Raw genomic sequence first — 23,334 nt, forward strand, 5'->3', positions numbered from 1 at the left:
ACGCGGGCATTCTGGATAAATGCCGCGCCCTCAGGTTCTTCGCGAGCAAGCTCGCTCCTACAGGATTGCAACCGCTCAAATCTCCCGTCTTTTTCCTGTCCATACAAGCTGTTACTGTACGGTCCACAAAGCCCAAGCCGCCTGGATCGGATCCCCTATTTGAAGCGTCCCCTGCCCCTGCTCCTGATCTGCCTGGCCTTGAGCTCCACCGCAAGCGCGACGATCAGCGAAAGCCATGGTTATGCGCAGTTCGGCACGCTCAAGTACCCGGCCCGATTTACCCACTTCGACTGGGTCAACCCGCAAGCGCCCAAGGGCGGTACGTTGCGGGTCATGGCGTTTGGCACGTTCGACACGCTCAACCCGTACACCTTCAAGGGCACCAGCCCGGTCACCACGCCGAATTTCCTGCAATACGGCATCAACGAGCTCAACGAGCCGCTGATGGTCGGTACCGGGCAGTACGCGCCTTCGGGTGACGAGCCCGCGTCCAGCTATGGCCTGATCGCCCAGTCGGTGGAGTACAGCGAGGACCGCAGCTGGGTGGTGTTCAACCTGCGTCCCGAAGCACGCTTCCATGACGGCACGCCGATCACCGCCTATGACGTCGCGTTCTCCTACCGCACGCTGCTCAAGGAAGGCCATCCGCTGTACCGCACCAGCCTTCAGGAAGTGTTGCGGGTCGACATCCTCAACCCGCAACGCATCCGCTTCGTGTTCAAGCGTGCCGGCAATCCGCTGCTGATCCTGCGCCTGGGCGAAATGCCGGTGCTGGCGCAGCACTACTGGAAAGGCCGCGACTTCAAGGCCACCACATTCGAGCCGCCGCTGGGCAGCGGACCGTATCGCATCACCTCGGTCACGCCGGGACGGCAGATCATCTTCGAACGGGTCAAGGATTACTGGGGCAAGGACCTGCCGGTCAATCGCGGCAAGTACAACTTCGACCGCATGGAGGTCGAGTTCTACCGCGACAGCGACGTGGCGTTCGAGGCGTTCAAGGCCGGTGAATTCGATATCTATATCGAGCATCAGGCGAAGAACTGGGACACTGGCTACAACTTCCCCGCCGTACGCCGCGGTGACGTGATCAAGACACAGATTCCCCACCAGATCCCGACCCAGACCCAGGGTCTGTTCATGAACAGCCGTCGCCCGGCATTCTCGGACGCCAAGGTCCGTGAAGCGCTGGGGCTGATGTTCAACTTTGAATGGACCAACCGCACGCTGTTCAGCGGCGCCTACCAACGCGCCATGAGCTACTACCCCAATAGTGAGTTCTCGGCCAGCGGTTTGCCGGTCGGGCACGAATGGCTGTTGCTCAAGTCCTATCGTGAACAGCTGCCGGCCAGGCTCTTTACCGAACCGTTCAGCCTGCCGCAGACCGACGGGCACGGCATCCCCCGGGAGACCTTGCGCAAAGCCCTTGGCCTGCTCGCCGATGCCGGCTGGAAGTTCAATGGCCAGCGCCTGCAAAACGCCGCCGGGCAGCCGTTGCGCCTGGAGTTACTGCTGGTCAACCCGAACCTGGAGCGCATCCTCCAGCCTTACCTCGAGAACCTGACCAGCATCGGCATCGACGCACGGCTGCGCACGGTCGATCGCGCACAATACAAGCAGCGCCTCGACCAGTTCGATTTCGACATGATTCTGATGACCCTCAACCAGACGCTCAGCCCGGGCCTGGAACAATGGCAGTACTTTCACTCCAGCCAGGCCGGGGTCAAGGGCAGCAAAAACTACGCCGGCATTGCCGACCCGGTAGTCGATCACTTGCTCGAGCAGTTACTGGCGGCCCAGACCCGCGATGAGCAAGTCGCCGCCGGCAAGGCCCTCGACCGCGTGCTGCTGTGGCAGCACTACATCGTGCCCAACTGGTACCTCAATTATCACCGTCTGGCGTACCGCAACCGGCTCGCCTTCGTCACCACGCCGCCCTACACCCTGGGCCTGAACGCGTGGTGGCTGAAATCTTCGGAGAAAGATCAATGAAACCCATCCGCACCCTGCTCCTGCAGGCCAGCGGCCTGTTGTTCGCCGGGCTGGCCTGCGCCGCCCCGCAACATGCCGTGACCCTGTATAACGAGCCGCCGAAATACCCGGCCGATTTCAAACACTTCGATTACGTCAATCCCGACGCGCCCAAGGGCGGAATCTTCCGTCAGGCCGGTTTCGGCGGTTTCGACAGCCTCAACCCGTTTATCAGCAAGGGTGTGCCGGCGGACGATATCGGCATGATCTACGACACCCTGGCCAAGCAAGGGCTGGACGAGCCGTTCACCGAGTACGGCTTGATCGCCCGGCTTATCGAGAAAGCCCCGGACAACGTTTGGGTGCGCTTCTACCTGCGCCCCGAAGCACGCTTCCATGATGGCCATCCGATTCGCGCCGAGGACGTGGTGTTCAGCTTCCAGATGCTGACCAAGGATGGCGCGCCGATGTACCGCGGCTACTACAACGACGTGGCCGAAGTGGTCGCCGAAGACCCGCTCACCGTATTGTTCAAGTTCAAGCACACCAACAACCGCGAACTGCCGCTGATCCTCGGCCAGTTGCCGGTGCTGCCCAAGCACTGGTGGGCCGACCGCGACTTCAACAAGGGCAACCTGGAAATCCCGCTGGGCAGCGGCCCGTACAAGGTCAGCGAAGTGAAGGCCGGACGCTCGGTGCGTTACGAGCGGGTCAAGGACTACTGGGGCAAGGACCTGCCGGTCAATCGCGGTTTCTACAACTTCGACGTGATGACCACCGATTACTACCGCGACAACACAGTGGCCCTGGAAGCGCTCAAGGCCGGGCAGTTCGACTACTGGCTGGAAATGACCGCGAAAAACTGGGCCAATGCCTACAACACTCCGGCAGTCACCGAAGGTCGACTGGTCAAGGAACAGATTCCCAACGGCAATCCGACCGGCATGCAAGGGTTCGTGTTCAACCTGCGCCGCCCGGTGTTCCAGGATGTGCGCGTGCGTCAGGCCTTGTCGCTGCTGCTGGACTTCGAATGGACCAACAAGCAACTGTTCAACGGTGCCTATGCGCGTACCCGCAGTTACTTCGAGAACTCGGAAATGGCCGCCATCGGCCTGCCTGATGCCGAACAGGTGGCAATCCTCGAACCGTTCCGCGGCAAGCTTTCACCGCAAGTGTTCAGCGAAGCGTTCCAGAACCCGACCACCGACGGCAGCGGCATGATCCGCACCCAGCAACGCCAAGCCTATCAACTGCTGCAAGAGGCCGGCTGGCGCATCGTCGATGACAAAATGGTCGACGCCACCGGCAAGCCGGTGGTCATCGAGTTCCTGTTGGCCCAGACCGAATTCGAACGGGTGCTGCTGCCGTTCAAGCGCAACCTGAGTGACCTGGGCATCGATCTGGTGATCCGCCGGGTCGACGTCTCGCAATACATCAACCGCGTGCGTTCCCGGGACTTCGACATGATTGTCGGCAGCTTCCCGCAATCCAATTCGCCGGGTAACGAACAACGGGAATTCTGGATGTCGGCCGCTGCCGACAAACCCGGCAGCCGCAACTCCATGGGCCTGAAAGATCCGGTGGTCGACCAACTGGTCGAGCAACTGATCAACGCCGATTCGCGCAACAGCCTGGTGGCCCACGCCCGGGCGCTGGACCGGGTGCTGCAATGGGGCTATTACGTAATACCCAACTGGCACATCAAGACCTGGCGCGTGGCCTACTGGAACCACATCGGCCATCCCAAGGTCTCGCCCAAGTACGACATCGGCACGGCCACCTGGTGGGTCAAGCCCGACATCAAGCCGGCGATAGAAGTCGAAACCACACTGCAGGCCGCTCCTGCGGGCACGGAGTAATCAGATGCTGGCGTACATTTTTCGGCGACTGTTGCTGATCATTCCGACCCTGTTCGGCATCCTGCTGATCAACTTCGTGATCATCCAGGCTGCCCCGGGCGGGCCGGTGGAACAGATGATCGCCAAGCTCGAAGGCTTCGAAGGCGCCACCAGCCGCATCGCCGGCGGCGGTGCCGAAGTCTCGGTGGCAGGCTCGGCCTATCGCGGCGCCCAGGGCCTGGACCCGGCACTGATCAAGGAAATCGAGCACATGTACGGCTTCGACAAATCGGCGCCGGAACGCTTGTGGATCATGGTCAAGAACTATGCGTCCCTGGATTTCGGCGACAGCTTCTTCCGCGACGCCAAGGTCATCGACCTGATCAAGGAAAAGATGCCGGTGTCGATCTCCCTCGGGCTGTGGAGCACCCTGATCATGTACCTGGTGTCGATCCCGCTGGGGATCGCCAAGGCCAAGCGGCACGGCAGCCACTTCGACGTCTGGACCAGTTCGGCGATCATTGTCGGCTACGCGATCCCGGCGTTCCTGTTCGCCATCCTGTTGATCGTGGTGTTCGCCGGCGGCAGTTACCTGGACTGGTTCCCGTTGCGTGGGCTGACCTCGAACAACTTCGATGAACTGAGCATGGGCGGCAAGATCCTCGACTACTTCTGGCACCTGGCGCTGCCGGTGACTGCACTGGTGATCGGCAACTTCGCGACCATGACCCTGCTGACCAAAAACAGCTTCCTCGACGAAATCAACAAGCAGTACGTGATCACCGCCAGGGCCAAGGGCCTGACCAACCACCGCGTGCTGTACGGCCACGTGTTCCGCAACGCCATGCTGCTGGTGATCGCCGGTTTCCCCTCGGCCCTCATCGGCATCTTCTTCACCGGCTCGTTGCTGGTGGAGGTGATCTTCTCCCTCGACGGCCTCGGCCTGATGAGCTTCGAAGCGGCGATCAACCGTGATTACCCGGTGGTGTTCGGCACGCTGTTCATCTTCACTTTGCTGGGGCTGGTGGTGAAACTGATCGGCGACCTCACCTACACCCTTGTCGATCCGCGCATCGACTTCGAAAGCCGGGAGCATTGAGATGAACCTGTCCCCTCTCAATCGCCGACGCTTCGAACTGTTCAAGGCCAACAAGCGTGGCTGGTGGTCGCTGTGGCTGTTCCTGATCCTGTTCGGCGCAAGCCTGGGCGCCGAGCTGATCGCCAACGACAAGCCGCTGGCGGTGCATTACGACAACAACTGGTACTTCCCGGCGCTCAAGCGTTACCCGGAAACCGCCTTCGGCGGCGAATTTCCACTGGAAGCCAATTACAAGAGTCCGTACATCCGCGAACTGCTCAAGGCCAAGGACGCCTGGGTGCTGTGGGCACCGATTCCCTACAGCTACCAGAGCATCAACTACGACCTGAAAGTCCCGGCCCCGGCCCCGCCCTCGACGGACAACCTGCTGGGCACCGACGATCAGGGCCGCGATGTGCTGGCCCGGGTGATCTACGGTTTCCGCATTTCGGTGCTGTTCGCCCTGACCCTGACCGTGCTCAGTTCGATCATCGGCGTGATCGCCGGGGCCTTGCAGGGTTTCTACGGTGGCTGGGTGGACCTGGCCGGGCAGCGCTTCCTGGAGATCTGGTCCGGGCTGCCGGTGTTGTACCTGCTGATCATCCTCGCCAGTTTCGTGCAACCCAATTTCTGGTGGCTGCTGGGGATCATGCTGCTGTTCTCGTGGATGAGCCTGGTGGACGTGGTGCGCGCCGAATTCCTGCGCGGGCGTAACCTGGAATACGTACGCGCCGCCCGCGCCCTGGGCATGCAGAACGGTGCGATCATGTTCCGCCACATTTTGCCCAACGCGATGGTCTCGACCATGACCTTCATGCCGTTCATCCTCACTGGCGCCATCGGCACATTGACCGCCTTGGACTTCCTCGGTTTCGGCCTGCCGGCGGGCAGTCCTTCGCTGGGTGAACTGGTGGCCCAGGGCAAATCCAACCTCCAGGCGCCGTGGCTGGGTATCAGCGCCTTTGCGGTGCTGGCCTTGATGTTGAGTTTGCTGGTGTTCATCGGCGAGTCCGCTCGCGATGCCTTCGACCCGAGGAAGTGAAATGAATCAGCACAATCTGATCGAAGTGCGCGACCTGTCCGTCGAGTTTGTCGTTGGCAATCGCTGTCAGTTGGCAGTCGAAGGCGTCAGCTTCGACATCAAGCGCGGCGAAACCCTGGCTTTGGTCGGCGAGAGCGGTTCCGGTAAATCGGTCACAGCACATTCGATCCTGCGCCTGCTGCCCTACCCGCTCGCCCGGCATCCGTCCGGCACCATCGAATACTCCGGGCAGAACCTGCTGAACCTGAAAGAAAAAACCATCCGCCACATTCGCGGCAACCGGATTGCGATGATCTTCCAGGAGCCGATGACCTCGCTCAATCCCCTGCACTCGATCGAGAAACAAATCAATGAGGTGCTGAATATCCACAAGGGGCTGACCGGCAAGGTCGCGACCAAACGCACGCTGGAGCTGCTGGAGATGGTCGGCATCCCCGAGCCGCACAAGCGCCTCAAGGCCCTGCCCCACGAATTGTCCGGCGGCCAGCGGCAGCGGGTGATGATCGCCATGGCCCTGGCCAACGAGCCGGAACTGCTGATCGCCGACGAGCCGACCACCGCGCTGGACGTGACCGTTCAGCTGAAAATCCTCGAATTGCTCAAGGAACTGCAGGCCCGATTGGGCATGGCGCTGCTGCTGATCAGCCATGATTTGAACCTTGTGCGAAGAATTGCGCATCGCGTATGTGTCATGCAGCAAGGATGCATCGTCGAACAGGCATCGTGCGAAGAACTGTTCCGCGCGCCGCAGCATCCGTACACTCGGGAACTGCTGGCAGCGGAGCCCGGCGGCAAGCCTGCAAGCAACGTGATCGGCCCGCCCTTGCTGGCGGTCGAGGACCTGAAAGTCTGGTTTCCGATCAAGAAAGGCTTGCTCAAGCGCACGGTGGATTACGTCAAGGCGGTCGACGGCATCAATTTCAACCTGCCCCAGGGCCAGACCCTGGGGATCGTGGGCGAAAGCGGTTCCGGCAAATCGACACTGGGTCTGGCGATTTTGCGCTTGATCGCCAGCAAAGGCGCGATTCGTTTTGAAGGCCAGCAGCTAGACTGCCTGACGCAGCAACAGGTCCGGCCGCTGCGGCGGGAGATGCAAGTGGTGTTTCAGGACCCGTTCGGCAGCCTGAGCCCACGGATGTGCGTGAATGACATCGTTGGCGAAGGCCTGCGGATCCACAAGATGGGCACCGCGGCGGAACAGGAACAAGCGATCATTGCAGCACTCAAGGAGGTAGGCCTGGATCCGGAAACCCGGCACCGCTACCCCCACGAATTTTCCGGAGGGCAACGGCAGAGAATCGCCATTGCCCGGGCATTGGTGTTAAAACCGGCGTTGATTTTGCTGGACGAGCCGACTTCGGCCCTCGACCGCACAGTACAACGCCAGGTAGTGGAGCTTTTGCGTTCACTGCAAACCAAGTACAACCTGACGTATCTGTTTATCAGCCATGACCTGGCTGTGGTGAAAGCGCTGAGCCACCAGTTGATGGTGGTCAAGCATGGCCAAGTGGTCGAACAGGGAGACGCGCAAAGCATTTTTGCCGCCCCCCAACATCCGTATACACAGCAGTTGCTGGAAGCCGCTTTTTTGGCTCCGGCCATTGCGCAATAACCTGAAAGAGGAGCAACACATGGGTTTTCTCGCCGGTAAGCGCGTACTGATCGTCGGTGTCGCCAGCAAGCTGTCCATCGCATCCGGCATCGCTGCCGCCATGCATCGCGAGGGCGCTGAGCTTGCCTTCACTTATCAGAACGACAAACTCAAGGGTCGTGTCGAAGAGTTCGCACAAGGCTGGGGCTCGAGCCCTGAGCTGTGCTTCCCGTGCGACGTGGCCAGCGATGAAGAAATCGCCAAGGTCTTCGAAGAACTGAGCAAGAAGTGGGACGGCCTGGACTGCATCGTGCACTCCGTAGGCTTCGCACCGGGCGACCAACTGGACGGCGACTTCACCGAAGCCACCACCCGTGAAGGTTTCCGCATCTCCCACGACATCAGCGCCTACAGCTTCGTGGCCCTGGCCAAGGCCGGCCGCGAAATGATGAAAGGCCGCAACGGCAGCCTGCTGACCCTGTCGTACCTGGGCGCCGAGCGCACCATGCCGAACTACAACGTCATGGGCATGGCCAAGGCTTCCCTGGAAGCTGGCGTGCGTTACCTGGCCGGCTCCCTGGGCCCGGACGGTACTCGCGTCAACTGTGTATCGGCTGGCCCGATCCGCACCCTCGCCGCTTCCGGCATCAAGAACTTCCGCAAGATGCTGGCCGCCAACGAAGCGCAAACCCCGCTGCGCCGCAACGTCACCATCGACGAAGTCGGCAACGCCGGCGCCTTCCTGTGCTCGGACCTGGCGTCCGGCATCAGCGGTGAAATCATGTACGTGGACGGTGGCTTCAACACCACGGCCATGGGCAGCATCGAAGAGTAATCTTCGGTCAGCCATTAAAAAACCCGCCTCTTCTGGCGGGTTTTTTATGCCTGCGATTTCCCCGGGCGATGCCGTCCTCCTGTAGGAGCGAGCTTGCTCCGGGCGGCGTTCCGACGAAAAACCCGGGCACGCCGCGTTCATCCAGACTGCGCACGTTATCGTTGACGACCTTCGCGAGCAAGCTCGCTCCTACAGTGGATCTCTGGCGTTCACAAAACCTGTGGGAGCGGGCCTGCCCGCGAAGAGGCCCGCCAATTCACCACTGTTCTAACGGCTCATCACACGCTCGGCCTCACCCAACAGTTCCTCGATCGAGTCATGAACAGTGGGGTCATATTCGACCTGGGTAACACTGAACCGAATGTCATAACTGCGATGCGCCGTGGCGTTGCGCTCATCGAGAATCTCATTGAGCCGGGCCTTGATCGCCTCAATCTCCACGACGCTGGAACCGGTCAGCAACGCCACGAACCGGTCGCCTTCGAGCCGGCCGACCACATCGCTTTCACGAAAACCGATACGCAGGACATCGGCGAATGTCTTCAGCGCATCGTCACCTTTGGCCCGGCCATACAGATAGCTCATGCGCTTGAATTCATCGAGGGTGAAGTACAGCAGCGTCGCCGGCGTCCCCAGCTCCCGACAGGCGTTCAGCCCGAGCCGGGCCAGTTCGCTGAAGCCATGGCGATTGGACAGCAGCGTCAGCTCGTCCATGCTCGCCATTTGCACGCCCGCCAACTCTTGTTCGGCCTGGCGCGCCAGATCCCGCAGCCGTTCACGTTCTTGCTGTGGCGTGAGCAACGGGTTTGCGGATCGACCCGATTTGCCTGTTTTGCCTGAGATCAACATCATTCACTCCCTTGGCAGGTATGCACGTTAGAGTCGCCCATACCCGTATTGACTCCCTATTAGCGTGCCGCTGGTCAGCTACCCGCCAGCGGGCACGGCCCTCCTGCATCGGCCCAGCGCTTGAACCGGGTGACGAAGATATCGTGCGGTACCGACACCGGCGCGCGATTGCCGCCCGGATTCCAGCCCCACAGCACCAGCTTGTCCTCGCTGACGTGTTTGATCAGTGCGGCGAAATCCCGGTCGCCATTGCTGGAGCGATCCTTGATCATCGCGCACAACCGGTCGGCCGGCAGGCCGATCCAGGCCATCCGCTGCGCTGCTGGCGGCAGGCTCCAGTGTGGCGCTCCGGGCGGCGCGTGCGGACCATAACTGGCCGGCGGATTACCTTGCGCATGGCACGTTGCACAGGGCAACCCGGCCGAGCCCTTGCCGTCGATGCCGCGCACGACATTCATCGCGTGGGGCACCCCGGCATCGAATTGCAGCGGCGAATCACCGGGAATGTGGCAGTTCTGGCAACGCGGGCTCTGGAAGACTTTCTGCACGGTGTCGAATGCCTGCAAGGCCTCGCGGTCTTCGGCGAACACGTGCGATGCGTAGGCGATGAGACAGATCAGGATCACCGTCCCAAGCAACCAATGATGTCGTTTCATCTCACACCCCCGACAGCTGCAACGGCAGCTCCCGCAGGCGCTGCCCGGTCAGGGCAAACACCGCGTTGGCCACCGCCGGCGCCGTGGGTGGCACACCGGCTTCGCCGATACCGCCGGGTTTGTCGCTGCTGGGCACGATATGCACTTCGACCACCGGCATTTCATTGAGCCGCAGCACCTGATAGTCGTGATAGTTGGACTGCACCACCTGCCCGTCCTTGAGCGTCAGCTTGCTGTGCAAGGCGAAGCTGAGACCAAAGGTGATGCACGACTCCATCTGCGCGGCGATGCTCTGTGGGTTGACCGCAATGCCGCAGTCCACCGCACACACCACACGGTGCACACGGATGGCGAGGTTGTCCTGGGACACCTCGACCACCTGGGCCACGTAACTGCCGAACGACTCGTGCACCGCCACGCCCAGTGCATGGCCGTCCGGCAGCGGTGCCTTCCAGTTGGCCTTCTCCACCGCGAGGTTCAGTACACCGAGGTGACGGGGATGGTCCTTGAGCAAGGTTCGCCGGTATTCCACCGGATCCTTGCCGGTCGCCGTGGCCAGTTCATCGATCAGCGATTCCATGACAAACGCAGTGTGGGTGTGCCCCACCGAACGCAACCACAAGACGCTGATGCCGGTTTTCGGTGAGTGCAGTTCGATCTGGTGATTGGCCAGTCCTTCGATGTAGGGGCTGTCGGCCACGCCTTCGACGGAGGTCTTGTCGATCCCGTCCTTGACCATGCTCGCTTCAAGCGAAGTCCCGGCCATGATCGACTGCCCGACCATCACATGTTTCCAGGCCAGCGGCAGACCGTCGGCGCCCAGCCCGATACGCGCATGGTGCAGGAACGCCGAGCGGTAATAGCCGCCGCGGATGTCGTCTTCCCGCGCCCACACGGTTTTCACCGGTGCACCGGCGGCCTTGGCGACATACACCGCTTCGCTGACGAAATCCGACGTCGGATTCGCCCGGCGCCCGAAGCCGCCGCCAAGAAACTCGGTATGGATCTCGACCTGTTCGGGTTTGAGCCCGGTGATTTTCCCGGCAACCATCTGGTCCAGGGTCTGGAACTGGGTGCCGGTCCAGATTTCGCATTTGTCCTTGGTGATGCTCACCGTGCAGTTCAGCGGTTCCATCGGCGCATGGGCCAGATAAGGTACGCTGTATTCAGCATCGATGGTCTTGGTCGCTTTCGCCAGCGCTGCCTGGGCATCACCGGCCTGACCGGCGCTCAGGCCGGGGGTGGTGGCGAGTTTACGGAAGTTTTCCAGCAACGCCCGGCTATTGAGCCCGGCGTTCGGCCCCGGATTCCACTCGATTTTCAGCGCATCGCGCCCCAGCTTCGCCGCCCAGAAATGATCGGCGATCACCGCGATGCCCGTCGGTACTTGCACCACTTTGTGCACGCCCGGAATCGCCAGCGCCTCGGCGCCTTCAAAGGATTTGACGCTGCCGCCGAAGGTGGGTGAACGGGCGACCATCGCGGTCATCAGCCCGTCGAACTGCACGTCCATGCCGAATTTCGCCCGGCCAGTGATTTTCTCCGGCGTGTCCAGACGCTTGGTGGGTTTGCCGATCAGCCGCCAGTCTTTGGCGTCCTTGAGCTTGATCGAGGCCGGGTCCGGCCGTGGCAATTGCCCGGCGTCATCGGCCAACTCGCCATAAGTTGCACGATGCTCACCGGCAATGACTACACCCGAGTCGGTATGAATCTCGGATGGAGCGACGTTGAAGCGCTTGGCGGCCGCGTCGATCAGCATCAAACGCGCCGCTGCGCCGGCCTGACGATAGCGGTCGAATTCCATCCAGGTCGAGGTCGAACCACCGGTGATCTGCATCCCGCCAAAGCCGGGCATGCCATAATCGGCGGCCGAAGCCGGGGAATGCTCGACGCGGATTTTCGACCAGTCGGCGTCGAGTTCTTCGGCGATCAGCATGGTCAGGCCGGTCCAGATGCCCTGGCCCATTTCCGAATGGCCGAGCAACACGGTGACGCTGTTGTCATTGCCAATGCGCAGGAAGGCGTTGGGCGCAAACACATTGCCCTGATTCTCTGCGCCCATGGCGAACCGGTGAGCGCCAGGAATGACAAAGGCGACTACCAGTCCACTACCCAGCAACGCACTGCCCTTGAGAAAACCACGGCGCGATAACGCGTTGATGCTGTTCATGGCCACCTCATCCCAGCTCGGCGGCGCGCTTGACCGCCGCGCGAATCCGCGGGTAAGTGCCGCAGCGGCAGATGTTGCCGGACAGCGCCTGATCGATGTCGCTGTCGGTCGGTTGCGGAATTTTCGCCAGCAACGCTGCCGCCGACATGATCTGCCCGGACTGGCAGTAACCACACTGGACCACGTCAAGTTCCGCCCAGGCCTGTTGCACCGGGTGCGAACCGTCCGCGGACAGGCCTTCGATGGTGAGAATCTTTTGCCCATCGGCCACCGCGGTGGCCGGTGTGATGCAGGCGCGTAGCGGCGCGCCGTCGACGTGAACGGTGCAGGCCCCGCATTGGGCTATGCCACAGCCGAATTTGGTGCCGGTGAGGTGGGCGACATCGCGCAAGACCCAGAGCAGCGGCATGTCAGCGGGGACATCCAGCTCCTGATCCTGGCCATTGATGTTCAGGGTCAGCATGGCGCATTTCCTCAGACTCACGGTGATCTGAAGGGGCGTCGCCGCGGCCTTGTACAGCCTGCGCGCGCCTCGGGTTCTCCCTTCAGCTAAGCGCAGATTTGCCGGCAGACCGTTGTGCATCGACCACCGGTCATGAAAAGGCCGCCTCGATGGGCGGCCATGGAACCGTTCGCTAGAGCCTTGGCCCTATTAAAATGCCGGTGTAGCGCCAGACAAAAACCGCAAAAGCGCTACACCACAGCAGCGCCGACAACGCCAACCCGTAACCGGAAAAAGGTACCAGCCACACCCGACACGCCCCCGCCAGCAACAACAGGATAAACCCCACAACGATCGCCTTTGACGGCTGCAACAAACGCCCGGTATGCCCCAGGCTGACCCGTGCAATCATCGCCAGAATCAACCCGCCGATGCCGCCGACGGCCAGCGAATGGGTGGCCAGGCTTTGCTGCGGCATCCAGCCCAGGTGCCACAGCGCCATGGCCAGCGCCGCTACCGCGAGCCAGGCGTAAGCCAGGTACAGCGACCACAGCAACGGCACGCGCCACAGGTCGCGGTCATGCCAGCGCCACAATCGCAGCAGATGCGAACCGCTGATCAACGCAAACAACAGCGCCAGCCACACGCGCGGGACGTCATTCAATCCGGCGGCAAAGGACACCGCCGCCAACATGGCGCTGATCAGCAACACCTTGCCCGGCAACGGATGGGCCGCAGGCGTTGCGGGCCGGTTCAGGCCGCGCTGGACAAAGAAGGGAATCACCCGCCCGCCGATCACGCTCATCAGCGCGCCCACCAGCCACAAGGCAGCCAGCACGCCATGGCGTTGCAGATTGGCGTCATCAACGGCGCCCCCCAACAACGTCAACGCCTGACATCCGGCCAGCAACGACACCATCAACAGAATCGGATAATTCTCGCGCTTGCCCGCGGCCAGCAGATCGCGCCCCAACACCCACACCAACAGCGGCAGAAACGGAACTTGCAAGGCCAGCAGCAAGGGCGTCGGCATCGGCAACCACCAGGCCAGCCGCGCCAGCAGCCACACCAGCACCAGGCCGATCAGCGGCCAGCCCTTGAGCCCCGGCCGGCCGGTCCAGTTGGGCACCGCGGTCAGGAGGAACCCGGCAATGATGGCCGAGGCAAATCCGAAAGGCATTTCATGTCGATGCCAGGCGAGCATGCCGCCCAGCGGTTGCGCACCGGGCAAGCGGCCGTACAACCACAAGGCCCAGATCGCCACGGCGATGGCGGCGAAACCGGCCCCGACCAGAAAGAACGGTCGAAAGCCCAGACTGAAAGCCGGTGCAACGGCAAGCCGGCGCATCAAGCCACCACCCGGGCCGGGACTTGGCTCGACAGATGTAGAACGTTCTGAGGGTTGCTGAAGAAGTTGAACATTTTGCGTACTCCTGAAGGCGTTCAGTTGTACGTTTATCTGTACAAGTCCCGTGCCAGCTCTTTACCCCTTCAGATCCAGGCACTTGCGCTCATACGAGTCATAAAGACTCGATACATAAATAGTCTGTTTGACTCAACACAAGTCATTTCGACTATATCTTCGCAACCCCGCGACAATTTTCTCGATCTACGGTACGGCCGAACGACCAGAGGCTGACTACGCTGAAAGTCCAGGACATGCGCAACCTGCAGAGGAGTTGGCACCATGCAACGCGTACAAAAACTCACGCCCTGCCTGTGGTTCGACGATCAGGCCGAAGAGGCAGCGAAATTCTATTGTTCGATCTTCGACCATTCGAAAATCACGGCCATCACCCATTACGGCCACGCCGGTTTCGAGTTCCACGGCCGGCCGGAAGGTTCGGTCATGACCGTCAGCTTCGAACTCGACGGGCAGAGTTTCACCGGCCTCAACGGCGGGCCGTTATTCAAGTTCAGTGAGGCGGTGTCGTTTCAGGTCAATTGCCTGACCCAGGAAGAAGTCGACCATTACTGGGGCAACCTGTCGGCCGGTGGCGTGCCCGAGGCCCAGCAATGCGGCTGGCTCAAGGACAAGTTCGGGCTGTCGTGGCAGATCGTCCCCGTGGCGATGATGGAGATGATCAAAGACCCCGACACGAAAAAATCCCAACGGGCCATGCAGGCGATGATGCAGATGAAAAAACTCGATATTGCGACGTTGCAGCGCGCCTTTGACGGCGAGAGCTAATACACTCGGGCGCTGACCTGCCGAGGAGTGAGCATGAAGCACGCCGTTGCCAAGAACGCCGACAAGGCCCCGCGCTTCTGGCGCGATGATGCCCTGCCCTTCATCGAAGCCCGCGCCATCGCCGACGGGCGCGAAGTCTGCTACACCCGGCACGCCCATGAGCACTTTTCCATCGGGGCGATCACCGCCGGGCGCAGCACCTATCTCCATGAGCAGTCGGCGTTCGAGGTCAGCGTGGGCACGGTGGTGCTGATGAACCCCGGCGACGTCCACGCCTGCAACCCGATCGAAGACCAACCCTGGTCGTACCTGATGCTGTACGTCGACACGCCGTGGCTGGCCGATTTGCAGCATCAGCTCGGCTTCAGCGATGACGCTGCGTTTCGCTGTTTCTCGGTGACCCATACGCGGGACACCAGCCTGTTTGCCGGCCTCGCGGGCCTGTATGAAGTGTTGGTCGATCCGCGGCACGATGTCCTGTGCAAGCACAGCGCGGCCGTGGAGTTTTTCACTGATGTGCAGCAGCGATTGAACCCGATCGACCCACCGCTGCGTGAACCCAATTTCAAGCTGGAGCGTGCTGCCGATTACATCCGCGACCACTGCACGCAAACCCTCAGGCTCGAAGACATCTGCGAGGCGGCGCAACTGTCACCGTCCTACCTGATCCGCGCCTTCAAACAGCATTACGGCATGACGCCCCACGCGTTCCTGGTGAACCGGCGCATCCAGTTCGCCCAGGACCAATTGCGCAGCGGCAAGCTGATTGCAGACGTGGCACTGGAAGCGGGGTTCGCCGATCAGGCGCATTTTCAACGGGCGTTTAAACAGCATCTGGCGGCGACGCCGGGGCAGTATCGGGGGTGAGGCACTGGCTGAGTCTGTGGCCTGACTGAATCTGTAGTGACTGCAGTTACGGCAAGATCAGATACACCGCACTCACCACCAGCAACAACGCCATCGCGCGATTGAACAGGCGCATACCCGCCGAATTATTCAGAAAGCCGCGCAAAAACGTCCCGGCATACGCCCAGCAACCGACCGACACATAGCAGATCACCAGATAAATCGCGGCGAACTGCCAGACCAGGCGCGCCTCGCCATCAGCGACAAACGCGCCCATGCCGGCGACACAGGCCAGCCAGGCCTTGGGGTTGAGCCATTGCATGATGGCGCCATACAGCATCGACGGCGCCTGGGCCGATTCACTGGCCTGCACGTGCCCATTGTCGGCCGCCAGCTTGAAGGCCATGTACAACAGAAACGCCACGCCCGCCCATTGCACCCCCTGGGTTAGCGCCGGCCAACGTTGCAACAACTCATGCAGGCCCAACCCCATCAGCACCAGCAGCAAGACAAACCCCAGCGTGGCCCCGGCCACGTGGCGCTGGCTGGCCCTGAAGCCAAACCGCGCCCCGGAGCTCAGCGCCACAATGTTGACCGGTCCCGGCGTGATCGAGGCGACCAGCGCAAACGCCGCCATGGACATCATCAGACTCATTGCACACCTTCTTCCATCGAGTTGAACAAGGCCCTCAAGGTAAAGAGCCGAGCGGCTCGCGTATTGAAGAAAACTGCCCTGCCTTACCCTGCCCTGCATTGCTATGAGAAATAACCCACGATGCTTTTCACTTTGGTCAATGCAACGCGTAGCGAGTCCATGTCCACGGAGCCCAATGCCAGGCGTATCGCGTGGGGCACATGGGTTGATATCGCAAAGGGCTCGGCCGGCGACACCGACACCTGCTCGCGCATCAGCGCCATCGCGATCTGGTCGGCCCGGGCGTCATCCGCCAACGGCAGCCAGATGAAGTAGGAATTCGGGTGACCGATGGTTCTGAGTCCCGCCAACACCTCGCGGGCCAGGGCTTGCCTGGCCTGGGCGTCCGCGCGTTTTTGTGATTCCAGTTGGCTGACGGTGCCATCGTCGAGCCAGGCCGTGGCGATGGCGGTCATCACGCCAGGGGTGTTCCAGGTGGTCGCCATGATGGTGCGCTCGAAGGCGTTGATCCATTGCGCGGGTGCGGCAATGAAACCGACGCGCAGCCCGGTGGCGACATTCTTCGACAGACCGGACACGTACACCGTCCGCTCAGGCGCCATCTCGGCCAGCGGTGGCGGTACGTTTTCGGCCAGGAATGCGTAGGCGGCGTCCTCGATGATCGTCAGGTCATGCCGGCGCGCAATCGCCACCAACTGCTCGCGCTGATCGAGGTCCATCACCCAGCCCAGAGGGTTATGCAAGGTCGGCATCGAGTACACGGCTCGCACCGATCGGCTGCGGCAGAGTTTTTCCAGGGCGGACAGATCAGGCCCGGTATCCGTGAACGGAATGGGCAAGACTTCCAGATGCAGGGTTTCGGCCAGCGTCTTGAAACCGGGATAGGTCAGCGCATCGGCGGCGATCACATCGCCGGGCTTGAGCAGCGTCATCATCGCCACCGCCAGGCCATGCTGGGCGCCGCTGACGATCAACACCTGCCCGGCCGGCACGCTCAGCCCGCGTTCAAGCAGATGACGCGCGACCGAAGCCCGCTCATGCAGGCGCCCCGCGTGAGGCTGATAGCGCAGGAGGGATTCCAGGTCACCGGACAACGCCAGTTGACGCAAGGCAGTGCGCAGCAGGTCGGCCTGACCGGGCAATGACGGATAATTGAAATTCAGGTCGATCATCCCCGCCGCCACCACGTGCTGTGAGATGCCCTGCCCCGGCGGCAACGAGGTTTCCCTGACAAAGGTCCCGCGTCCGGTTTCGCCGCTGACCAGGCCCATGCCCTCCAGCTCGGCATACACCCGGCTGGCGGTGACCAATGCCAGACCGTGCTCCGTGGCCAGTTGCCGGTGAGTCGGCAAGCGCGTGCCGGGCGGCAAATGCCCGGAACGGATGTCGGCGGCAAAGGCATCCACCAGGGTTTTGTAGCGGGATCGAGGCATGTCGAGATGTATCCATGACAATTTTTTGATTGTATCGATAGTCGCTCATACGATGAGTTTCGTGCAATCAGACAATGAGCGTGAGCCAAATGGAACGGACCTCGAACCTGCAACACCAGACGCTGGAAAACAGCACCGGCGGCTGGATCAACGGCCTGATCGGCGTGGTGATTTTCAGCGGCTCGCTGCCAGCGACACGGGTGGCGGTGCTGGAGTTCGATCCGCTGTTCCTGACGGGCGCGCGCGCGACCATCGCGGCGATCCTGGCGCTGTGCCTGCTGGGGTTATTCAAGGAAAAACGTCCGGCGCGCCAGCAACTGATACCACTGCTCATCGTTGCCATGGGCGTGGTCATCGGTTTCCCACTGCTGACAGCGCTGGCACTGCAATACGTGACGTCCGCGCACTCCATCGTCTTCGTCGGCCTGCTGCCCCTGGCGACGGCGGTGTTCGGCGTCCTGCGCGGCGGCGAGCGGCCACGGGCGGCGTTCTGGATTTTCTCGGTGCTGGGCAGTTTGCTGGTGGTCGGGTTTGCCCTGTCCCAAGGGCTGACCGCCTCCCCGCAAGGCGACATTCTGATGCTGCTGGCCATCCTCGCCTGCGGCCTGGGTTATGCCGAAGGCGCGAAACTGTCGCGCACGCTGGGAGGCTGGCAGGTGATTTGCTGGGCGCTGGTGCTGTCGCTGCCGGTCGTGGCGGCGCTGAGCTGGATGCGCATGCCGGCTTCGTTCACCGGCATCAGCACGCCGGCCTGGTTCAGCCTGGCTTACGTCGCGCTGTTCAGTATGCTGATCGGTTTCGTGTTCTGGTACCGCGGCCTGGCCCAAGGGGGCATCGCCGCCGTTGGGCAATTGCAGCTGCTTCAGCCGTTTTTCGGGCTTTCCCTGGCCGCCACCCTGCTGCATGAACAGGTCAGCCTCGGCATGCTGGGTGTCACCGTCGCCGTGATCCTCTGCGTCGCCGGGGCAAAAAAGTTCGCCAGATAGCCCGGTGTACGGTGGTTTACGCCCATGGCTGTACGGGTCTGACCGCCGCTGAACCGTGATCGTGTTGACCTGCCCGCATTGCAGTTTCGCCAAGCGCGAAGCCATGCCCACAGATGCCTGTCAGTTTTTCCATGAATGTGGCAATTGCAGGACTCTGCTACGCCCAAATCCGGTGACTGCTGTGTGTGCTGCTCGTTTGGCTCGATGAAGTGCCCACCGGTCCAGGAGCAGCGCGGATGCTGTGGCATCGGGACGGATGCTCCCCCACACGTGGGGAAGCCCATTTTGGGGGGGGAGATTTAGGGTCGGCTTTCGTCTGGAGGAAGTAGCCTGGAACGCAGCGCTAAAGGCCCAAGGCTTGCGGCCAAGCCGTCTTTCACTCAAATGGCCTGATTATTGCCTTATTGTTCATACGAGCTCCCAATTTACCAGGCATCCATGTAAAAACAGCGGTTATGGGAGGTGTGTCATGTGGAATCAGCCTCTGATGCTTGTGGTGATCTACCTTACTATCACCCTCAGCATCGGCTGGTTGTGGTCCATTGCTATCCTGTATTGGCTTTGACCCAGGGGAAAAGTGAATCACTACCTGATTTTATCAACACAAATGACCGGCAGCTTCACGCCCTGAGGAAGTCAGTCAACCAAAATCGAGGTTCTTGAGGGACCGTGATGTCGGCGCCATTGGCGACAATGCGAAACCTGGGGATCATGGAATTTTTCCAAAAAAAAAACCCGCACAAGGCGGGTATGAAAGTAAGGAGCTTGAGTTATCAAGCGACAGGAGTGTAGACCATCAATCCCATAGCGCGACCTGTTCCTGTGCTGCAGCGGCTTCGGTGCTGCTGATGGCTCGTCGTGGCTGAGGGATTTGTTGTTTTTGTGGTCGATTACTTTCCGGTCCGAAATTCGCTGTCGATTTTCCGGTGGAGGCCACCCGTGACGCGATCTATGCTGCGCCCATGAACCTACAAAAAACGCTGCTTCCGCCCCGGGCCGAAATGCTTCGCGCCATGCTCGAACGAGACACCTCCTACGAGGGGGTGTTCTTCACGGCGGTCAAGACCACAGGGATTTTCTGCCGCCCCGGTTGCACCGCCCGCAGCCCGAAACCTGCGAACGTCGAGTTCTTTGCCAGCGCCGAACAGTGCCTGGCGGCGGGCTACCGCGCCTGCCTGCGCTGCAAGCCGATGGACACCGCCGCCAGCGCGCCGGACTGGGTGCAGACACTGTTCAAATCGGTAGACGCCGACCCTGAGCAGCGCTGGACCGACGCCCAGCTACTGGCCGCAGGCATCGAACCGCTGAAACTGCGCCGCTGGTTCAAGCAGCACTTCGGCATGACCTTCCACGCGTGGCTGCGCGCCCGGCGCTTGGGCATGGCATTGGGCGGGATCAAACAGGGCGACTCCATCGATGACGTCGCCTTCGATTCCGGCTACGAGTCCCTGAGCGGTTTTCGCGATGCCTTCCAGAAATCGTTTCACATCACCCCGGGCCGCGCGGCCAACAGCGAACCGCTGCTGTTCACGCGCCTGACCACGCCGCTGGGGCCGATGATCGCCATGGCCGAACGGCGTGGGCTGGTGCTGCTGGAATTTCTCGATCAGGCATCGCTGAACCCGGCGGTCGAAGCGCTGCAAAACCGTTTTGGTTATGCCGTGGCGCCGGGGCACAACGCGCATTTGCAGCAGATCGAAGCGCAATTGTCCGCGTATTTCGCCGGCACACTCACTGAGTTCAGCGTTGCCCTGCACATGCCCGGTAGTGAGTTCTCCCGCCGGGTCTGGGCCGAACTGGCGAACATCCCTTACGGCCGGACCACCACCTACGGCGCCATTGCAGCGAGGCTGGGCAAACCCGGTGCCAGCCGGGCGGTGGGCCTGGCCAACGGGCATAACCGCTTATCGATTGTCGTGCCGTGCCACCGCGTGATCGGCGCCGACGGCTCGTTGACCGGCTACGCTGGAGGCCAGCCGCGCAAGGCGTTTTTGCTCAGGCTGGAGAACGCGGCGGTGCAGCTCACGGAGCAGCTGACGTTCTGATCCCCCACGTCTTTTTCAAAAGGAAGGAAGCTCGATGGACAGGCTCGACAATCAACTGCACCAACTGCATCACGAGGATTTGCTGATCCTCACCAACGTCGCCGATGCCGCCGGGGCGCGGCTGGTGGAGCAACTGGGCAACAAGGCCGTGGCTACCAGCAGCGCGGCGGTGGCCTGGGTGCATGGCTATCCGGACGGCAACACCCTGCCCCTTGAGCGCCTGGTCTCGACGGTCGAATCGATTGCCCGGGTCATTTCGGTGCCACTGACTGTGGACATCGAAGCCGGTTATTCCGATGACCTGGAACGGGTGGCGCAGGTGGTTGACGCCGTGATCGCCGCCGGCGCTGTCGGGATCAATATCGAAGACGGTTCCTCACCGCCGGAGTTGCTGGTACGCAAGATTGAGATCGCGCGCCAGGTGGCCGACCGACGCAATGTGAACCTGTTTATCAATGCGCGCACCGATGTCTACCTGCGGGGTCTGGTGCCTGCCGAAGATCGCGTCGCCGAAACCCTCAGGCGCGCCGCGCTGTATCAGGCGGCCGGGGCCAATGGCCTGTTTGCCGCCGGCGTTACTGCGGAGTACGAGATCAAGGCACTGTGCCAGGGTACCTCGCTGCCGCTGAATGTGCTGGGGTTCCCGGGCCTGCCGTCCCCCGAAGTGCTCGAGGCACTGGGCGTACGCCGCCTGACCGCAGGTTCGGGCATCGCCGAGTTCCTCTACGGCGCCATGGCCGGCATCGCCAAAAGTTTTCTGCAAACCGGCCGGTTCGATAGCCACGACCTGAAGGCGTTGACCTATGGCGAAGTGAACGCCCTGTTGAAACCGTCCGGGAAAGCCTGAGCCCATGTCTGACGGCTATCTGGCGGCCAGTGAGTTCCTGGCCGCCATCGATGACGACTGGCGCCGCCACATCGACGCCATCGGCCCGTGCCTGCACCAGCCGCATGCGGCGCGTGATCCCTATGAGTCGCTGGTGCGGGCGATTGCCTATCAGCAACTGCATGCCAAGGCCGGCGATGCGATTGTCGGCCGGCTGCTGGCGTTGTTCGGTTCGGGTTCGTTTCCCCGGCCTGAACAGATCGTCGCCAAAGATTTCGACCAACTGCGCAGTTGCGGCTTTTCCGCGAGCAAGATCGCGACCATTCAGGGCATCGCCCAGGCGTCGCTGGACGGCGTAGTGCCGGATTACGCCACGGCACTGGCCATGGACGATGAAGCGCTGATCGAACGCCTGACCACTCTGCGCGGTGTGGGCCGCTGGACCGTGGAGATGCTGCTGATCTACAGCCTGGAACGCCCGGATATCCTGCCGGCCGACGACTTTGGCGTGCGTGAGGGTTATCGACGGCTCAAGGGCCTGGAGGTGCAGCCGACGCGCAAGCAGATGATCGAGATCGGGTTGGGGTGGAGCCCTTACCGGACAGTGGCTGCGTGGTATTTGTGGCGGCTGCCCGGGCGGTAGACCGCGTTATCGTTCATCGCGAGCAAGCTCGCTCCCACATGGACTTCTGTGTACATAAAATTTTTGGCAGACACAAAACCTGTGGGAGCGAGCTTGCTCGCGATGACGTCAGTAGTGACACCACATCATCCAAAACCAGTCACAACCCCGACTTCAACCGACTGAACGCCCTGATCAACGCCCGGTTGAACACCTTGCCGTTGTCATTCTTGCTGTACAGCGAAGCCTTGACCGCGGCCGGCGGATACGTCCCCGGATCGTTGCGGATCGCCGGGTCGACCAAGCCGTCCGCCGCCGTGATCGCATTGGCGTAATGGATGCTGTCGGTGATCGGAGCTATCACCTCCGGGGTCATCAGGTAGTCCATCAATGCCAGGCCGGCCTTCGGATGCGGCGCGTCCTTGGGAATGACCATGGCATCGAACCAGATCAACGTGCCCTCCTGCGGAATCCGGTACTTCAGCGAATACGGCTTGCCCGCCGCCTCGGCCTGGCCCGCCGCGATGGCCACGTTGCCGTTCCACGACATCGCCACGCAGGTGTTGCCGTTGGCCAGGTCGCTGATGTTCAGGTCGTTGTCGAAGTAGCGAATGTAGGGCCGAATCTTCGCCAGCTGCTGTTCGGCGAGCTTCAGGTCATCGAGGTTCTGGCGATTGATGTCCAGGCCCATGTACTTCATGACCGCCGCAAACACTTCGTTGGGATCGTTGAGCAGGCTGACCCCGCAATCGGCGAATTTCGAGACCACGGCCGGGTCGAACAGCATCGCCCAACTGTCGGTCGGCGCGTCGGGCAGGCGCTGTTTCACGGCCTGTTCCTGATAACCCACGCCCGTGGTGCCCCAGGCGTAGATCCCGGCATAGCGGTTGCCCGGATCGAACACCGCCATGTGCTGGCGGAATTCCTCGCCGACGCCGGCGAAATGCGGCAGTTGCTGCTTGTCGACCGTCTGCACCGCGCCACTCTCGATGGCCCGGGACAGATGCTGCCCCGCCGTCAGCACCAGATCATAGCCACTGCGGCCAGTGAGCAGCCTGGTCTCGACGGTTTCCAGGGAATCGAAGTGGTCGGCCACCACATGGATGCCGGTTTTTTCCTCGAAATTCTTCAAGGTGTCCGGGGCCAGGTATTCACCCCAGATGTACAGGTTGACCACCGGCTTGGCAGTGTCGGCGGCCTGCACACACAAGGGTGCAAGCACCAGCAGTATTGCTTGAGTCAGTTTGTGCAGGCCCAT

The 23,334-nt window shown here is 61.7% G+C and carries 21 protein-coding genes; 13 read left to right on the forward strand and 8 right to left on the reverse strand.

Features of this window, described 5'->3' with window-relative positions; translation table 11 throughout:
- Window positions 1–171 precede the first annotated feature (171 nt).
- Genes AC1DKH_RS26560 through fabI form a run of 6 tightly spaced genes read left to right on the forward strand, consistent with a single transcriptional unit; the run spans window position 172 to window position 8,355 of the window.
- Entirely contained in the window at window positions 172–1,992 is a 1,821-nt protein-coding gene (locus AC1DKH_RS26560; protein ID WP_477765224.1) for an extracellular solute-binding protein, read from the forward strand.
- Entirely contained in the window at window positions 1,989–3,830 is a 1,842-nt protein-coding gene (locus AC1DKH_RS26565) for an extracellular solute-binding protein (protein WP_477799802.1), read from the forward strand. The genes AC1DKH_RS26560 and AC1DKH_RS26565 overlap by 4 nt, the downstream gene beginning before the upstream one ends.
- A 4-nt stretch (window positions 3,831–3,834) precedes the next feature.
- A complete protein-coding gene (locus AC1DKH_RS26570; protein WP_223547164.1) occupies window positions 3,835–4,908 on the forward strand; it encodes a microcin C ABC transporter permease YejB in 1,074 nt (357 codons plus the stop codon).
- Window position 4,909: 1 nt separating this feature from the next.
- On the forward strand, window positions 4,910–5,929 hold the full coding sequence (locus tag AC1DKH_RS26575) for an ABC transporter permease (RefSeq protein WP_477799803.1): 1,020 nt from the start codon (window positions 4,910–4,912) through the stop codon (window positions 5,927–5,929).
- Between the two features lies 1 nt (window position 5,930).
- The gene (locus AC1DKH_RS26580) at window positions 5,931–7,541 is read left to right on the forward strand and encodes an ABC transporter ATP-binding protein (protein WP_477799804.1); all 1,611 of its coding nucleotides are present in this window, start codon (window positions 5,931–5,933) and stop codon (window positions 7,539–7,541) included.
- Between the two features lie 19 nt (window positions 7,542–7,560).
- Entirely contained in the window at window positions 7,561–8,355 is a 795-nt protein-coding gene (gene fabI / locus AC1DKH_RS26585) for an enoyl-ACP reductase FabI (protein WP_477799805.1), read from the forward strand.
- 267 nt (window positions 8,356–8,622) lie between these two features.
- On the opposite strand, the gene AC1DKH_RS26590 is transcribed toward fabI, so the two are convergent.
- The 5 genes from AC1DKH_RS26590 to AC1DKH_RS26610 all read right to left on the reverse strand — a co-directional run bounded on the left by AC1DKH_RS26590 (window position 8,623) and on the right by AC1DKH_RS26610 (window position 13,820).
- The gene (locus AC1DKH_RS26590) at window positions 8,623–9,204 is read right to left on the reverse strand and encodes a GGDEF domain-containing protein (RefSeq protein WP_477760279.1); all 582 of its coding nucleotides are present in this window, start codon (window positions 9,202–9,204) and stop codon (window positions 8,623–8,625) included.
- A gap of 74 nt (window positions 9,205–9,278) precedes the next feature.
- Window positions 9,279–9,860 carry a hypothetical protein gene (locus AC1DKH_RS26595; protein WP_477753585.1) on the reverse strand — a complete coding sequence of 194 codons (582 nt, stop codon included), beginning with the start codon at window positions 9,858–9,860 and terminating at the stop codon, window positions 9,279–9,281.
- A gap of 1 nt (window position 9,861) precedes the next feature.
- Window positions 9,862–12,030, reverse strand: a complete 2,169-nt coding sequence (locus AC1DKH_RS26600) for a xanthine dehydrogenase family protein molybdopterin-binding subunit (protein WP_477799806.1) — start codon at window positions 12,028–12,030, stop codon at window positions 9,862–9,864.
- 7 nt (window positions 12,031–12,037) lie between these two features.
- Complete coding sequence (locus AC1DKH_RS26605; RefSeq protein ID WP_477753587.1) at window positions 12,038–12,493, reverse strand: (2Fe-2S)-binding protein; 456 nt, start codon at window positions 12,491–12,493, stop codon at window positions 12,038–12,040.
- A 172-nt stretch (window positions 12,494–12,665) separates the two neighbouring features.
- On the reverse strand, window positions 12,666–13,820 hold the full coding sequence (locus AC1DKH_RS26610; protein ID WP_477799807.1) for an NnrS family protein: 1,155 nt from the start codon (window positions 13,818–13,820) through the stop codon (window positions 12,666–12,668).
- A 339-nt stretch (window positions 13,821–14,159) separates the two neighbouring features.
- On the opposite strand from AC1DKH_RS26610, the gene AC1DKH_RS26615 reads away from it, so the two are divergent.
- A complete protein-coding gene (locus AC1DKH_RS26615; protein WP_477753589.1) occupies window positions 14,160–14,663 on the forward strand; it encodes a VOC family protein in 504 nt (167 codons plus the stop codon).
- A 33-nt stretch (window positions 14,664–14,696) separates the two neighbouring features.
- Window positions 14,697–15,530, forward strand: coding sequence for an AraC family ligand binding domain-containing protein (locus AC1DKH_RS26620; RefSeq protein WP_477799808.1), 834 nt, complete (start codon window positions 14,697–14,699; stop codon window positions 15,528–15,530).
- Window positions 15,531–15,576: 46 nt separating this feature from the next.
- Here the strand turns inward: AC1DKH_RS26620 and AC1DKH_RS26625 are convergent, their stop codons facing one another.
- Both AC1DKH_RS26625 and AC1DKH_RS26630 read right to left on the reverse strand, forming a co-directional pair.
- Window positions 15,577–16,164 (reverse strand): LysE family translocator, encoded by a 588-nt coding sequence (locus tag AC1DKH_RS26625; protein WP_477799809.1) that lies wholly within the window; start codon window positions 16,162–16,164, stop codon window positions 15,577–15,579.
- Between the two features lie 101 nt (window positions 16,165–16,265).
- Window positions 16,266–17,597: an aminotransferase-like domain-containing protein gene (locus AC1DKH_RS26630; protein WP_477799810.1), complete on the reverse strand. Its 1,332-nt coding sequence runs from the start codon at window positions 17,595–17,597 to the stop codon at window positions 16,266–16,268.
- 89 nt (window positions 17,598–17,686) lie between these two features.
- Between AC1DKH_RS26630 and AC1DKH_RS26635 the strand changes: the two genes are divergently transcribed.
- The 5 genes from AC1DKH_RS26635 to AC1DKH_RS26655 all read left to right on the forward strand — a co-directional run bounded on the left by AC1DKH_RS26635 (window position 17,687) and on the right by AC1DKH_RS26655 (window position 22,097).
- Window positions 17,687–18,583, forward strand: a complete 897-nt coding sequence (locus tag AC1DKH_RS26635; protein WP_477799811.1) for a DMT family transporter — start codon at window positions 17,687–17,689, stop codon at window positions 18,581–18,583.
- Between the two features lie 103 nt (window positions 18,584–18,686).
- Window positions 18,687–18,791 (forward strand): hypothetical protein, encoded by a 105-nt coding sequence (locus AC1DKH_RS26640; RefSeq protein WP_477799812.1) that lies wholly within the window; start codon window positions 18,687–18,689, stop codon window positions 18,789–18,791.
- Window positions 18,792–19,545: 754 nt separating this feature from the next.
- Window positions 19,546–20,628 (forward strand): bifunctional transcriptional activator/DNA repair enzyme AdaA, encoded by a 1,083-nt coding sequence (locus AC1DKH_RS26645; RefSeq protein WP_477753594.1) that lies wholly within the window; start codon window positions 19,546–19,548, stop codon window positions 20,626–20,628.
- 34 nt (window positions 20,629–20,662) lie between these two features.
- Entirely contained in the window at window positions 20,663–21,475 is an 813-nt protein-coding gene (locus AC1DKH_RS26650; RefSeq protein WP_477753595.1) for an isocitrate lyase/PEP mutase family protein, read from the forward strand.
- Window positions 21,476–21,479: 4 nt separating this feature from the next.
- Window positions 21,480–22,097, forward strand: a complete 618-nt coding sequence (locus AC1DKH_RS26655; RefSeq protein WP_477799813.1) for a DNA-3-methyladenine glycosylase family protein — start codon at window positions 21,480–21,482, stop codon at window positions 22,095–22,097.
- Window positions 22,098–22,236: 139 nt separating this feature from the next.
- Here the strand turns inward: AC1DKH_RS26655 and AC1DKH_RS26660 are convergent, their stop codons facing one another.
- Entirely contained in the window at window positions 22,237–23,334 is a 1,098-nt protein-coding gene (locus AC1DKH_RS26660; protein WP_477799814.1) for an extracellular solute-binding protein, read from the reverse strand.

Source organism: Pseudomonas sp. 05L36 (genome assembly GCF_056398125.1).

Coding starts and splice junctions, on each gene's coding strand:
- AC1DKH_RS26635 (WP_477799811.1), top strand. CDS start 17,687: ATGGAACGGACCTCGAACCTGCAACACCAGACGCTGGAAAACAGCACC.
- AC1DKH_RS26630 (WP_477799810.1), bottom strand. CDS start 17,597: ATGCCTCGATCCCGCTACAAAACCCTGGTGGATGCCTTTGCCGCCGAC.
- AC1DKH_RS26640 (WP_477799812.1), top strand. CDS start 18,687: ATGCCCACAGATGCCTGTCAGTTTTTCCATGAATGTGGCAATTGCAGG.
- AC1DKH_RS26645 (WP_477753594.1), top strand. CDS start 19,546: ATGAACCTACAAAAAACGCTGCTTCCGCCCCGGGCCGAAATGCTTCGC.
- AC1DKH_RS26605 (WP_477753587.1), bottom strand. CDS start 12,493: ATGCTGACCCTGAACATCAATGGCCAGGATCAGGAGCTGGATGTCCCC.
- AC1DKH_RS26570 (WP_223547164.1), top strand. CDS start 3,835: ATGCTGGCGTACATTTTTCGGCGACTGTTGCTGATCATTCCGACCCTG.
- AC1DKH_RS26650 (WP_477753595.1), top strand. CDS start 20,663: ATGGACAGGCTCGACAATCAACTGCACCAACTGCATCACGAGGATTTG.
- fabI (WP_477799805.1), top strand. CDS start 7,561: ATGGGTTTTCTCGCCGGTAAGCGCGTACTGATCGTCGGTGTCGCCAGC.
- AC1DKH_RS26600 (WP_477799806.1), bottom strand. CDS start 12,030: ATGAACAGCATCAACGCGTTATCGCGCCGTGGTTTTCTCAAGGGCAGT.
- AC1DKH_RS26590 (WP_477760279.1), bottom strand. CDS start 9,204: ATGTTGATCTCAGGCAAAACAGGCAAATCGGGTCGATCCGCAAACCCG.
- AC1DKH_RS26565 (WP_477799802.1), top strand. CDS start 1,989: ATGAAACCCATCCGCACCCTGCTCCTGCAGGCCAGCGGCCTGTTGTTC.
- AC1DKH_RS26595 (WP_477753585.1), bottom strand. CDS start 9,860: ATGAAACGACATCATTGGTTGCTTGGGACGGTGATCCTGATCTGTCTC.
- AC1DKH_RS26575 (WP_477799803.1), top strand. CDS start 4,910: ATGAACCTGTCCCCTCTCAATCGCCGACGCTTCGAACTGTTCAAGGCC.
- AC1DKH_RS26615 (WP_477753589.1), top strand. CDS start 14,160: ATGCAACGCGTACAAAAACTCACGCCCTGCCTGTGGTTCGACGATCAG.
- AC1DKH_RS26625 (WP_477799809.1), bottom strand. CDS start 16,164: ATGAGTCTGATGATGTCCATGGCGGCGTTTGCGCTGGTCGCCTCGATC.
- AC1DKH_RS26620 (WP_477799808.1), top strand. CDS start 14,697: ATGAAGCACGCCGTTGCCAAGAACGCCGACAAGGCCCCGCGCTTCTGG.
- AC1DKH_RS26580 (WP_477799804.1), top strand. CDS start 5,931: ATGAATCAGCACAATCTGATCGAAGTGCGCGACCTGTCCGTCGAGTTT.
- AC1DKH_RS26655 (WP_477799813.1), top strand. CDS start 21,480: ATGTCTGACGGCTATCTGGCGGCCAGTGAGTTCCTGGCCGCCATCGAT.
- AC1DKH_RS26610 (WP_477799807.1), bottom strand. CDS start 13,820: ATGCGCCGGCTTGCCGTTGCACCGGCTTTCAGTCTGGGCTTTCGACCG.
- AC1DKH_RS26660 (WP_477799814.1), bottom strand. CDS start 23,334: ATGGGCCTGCACAAACTGACTCAAGCAATACTGCTGGTGCTTGCACCC.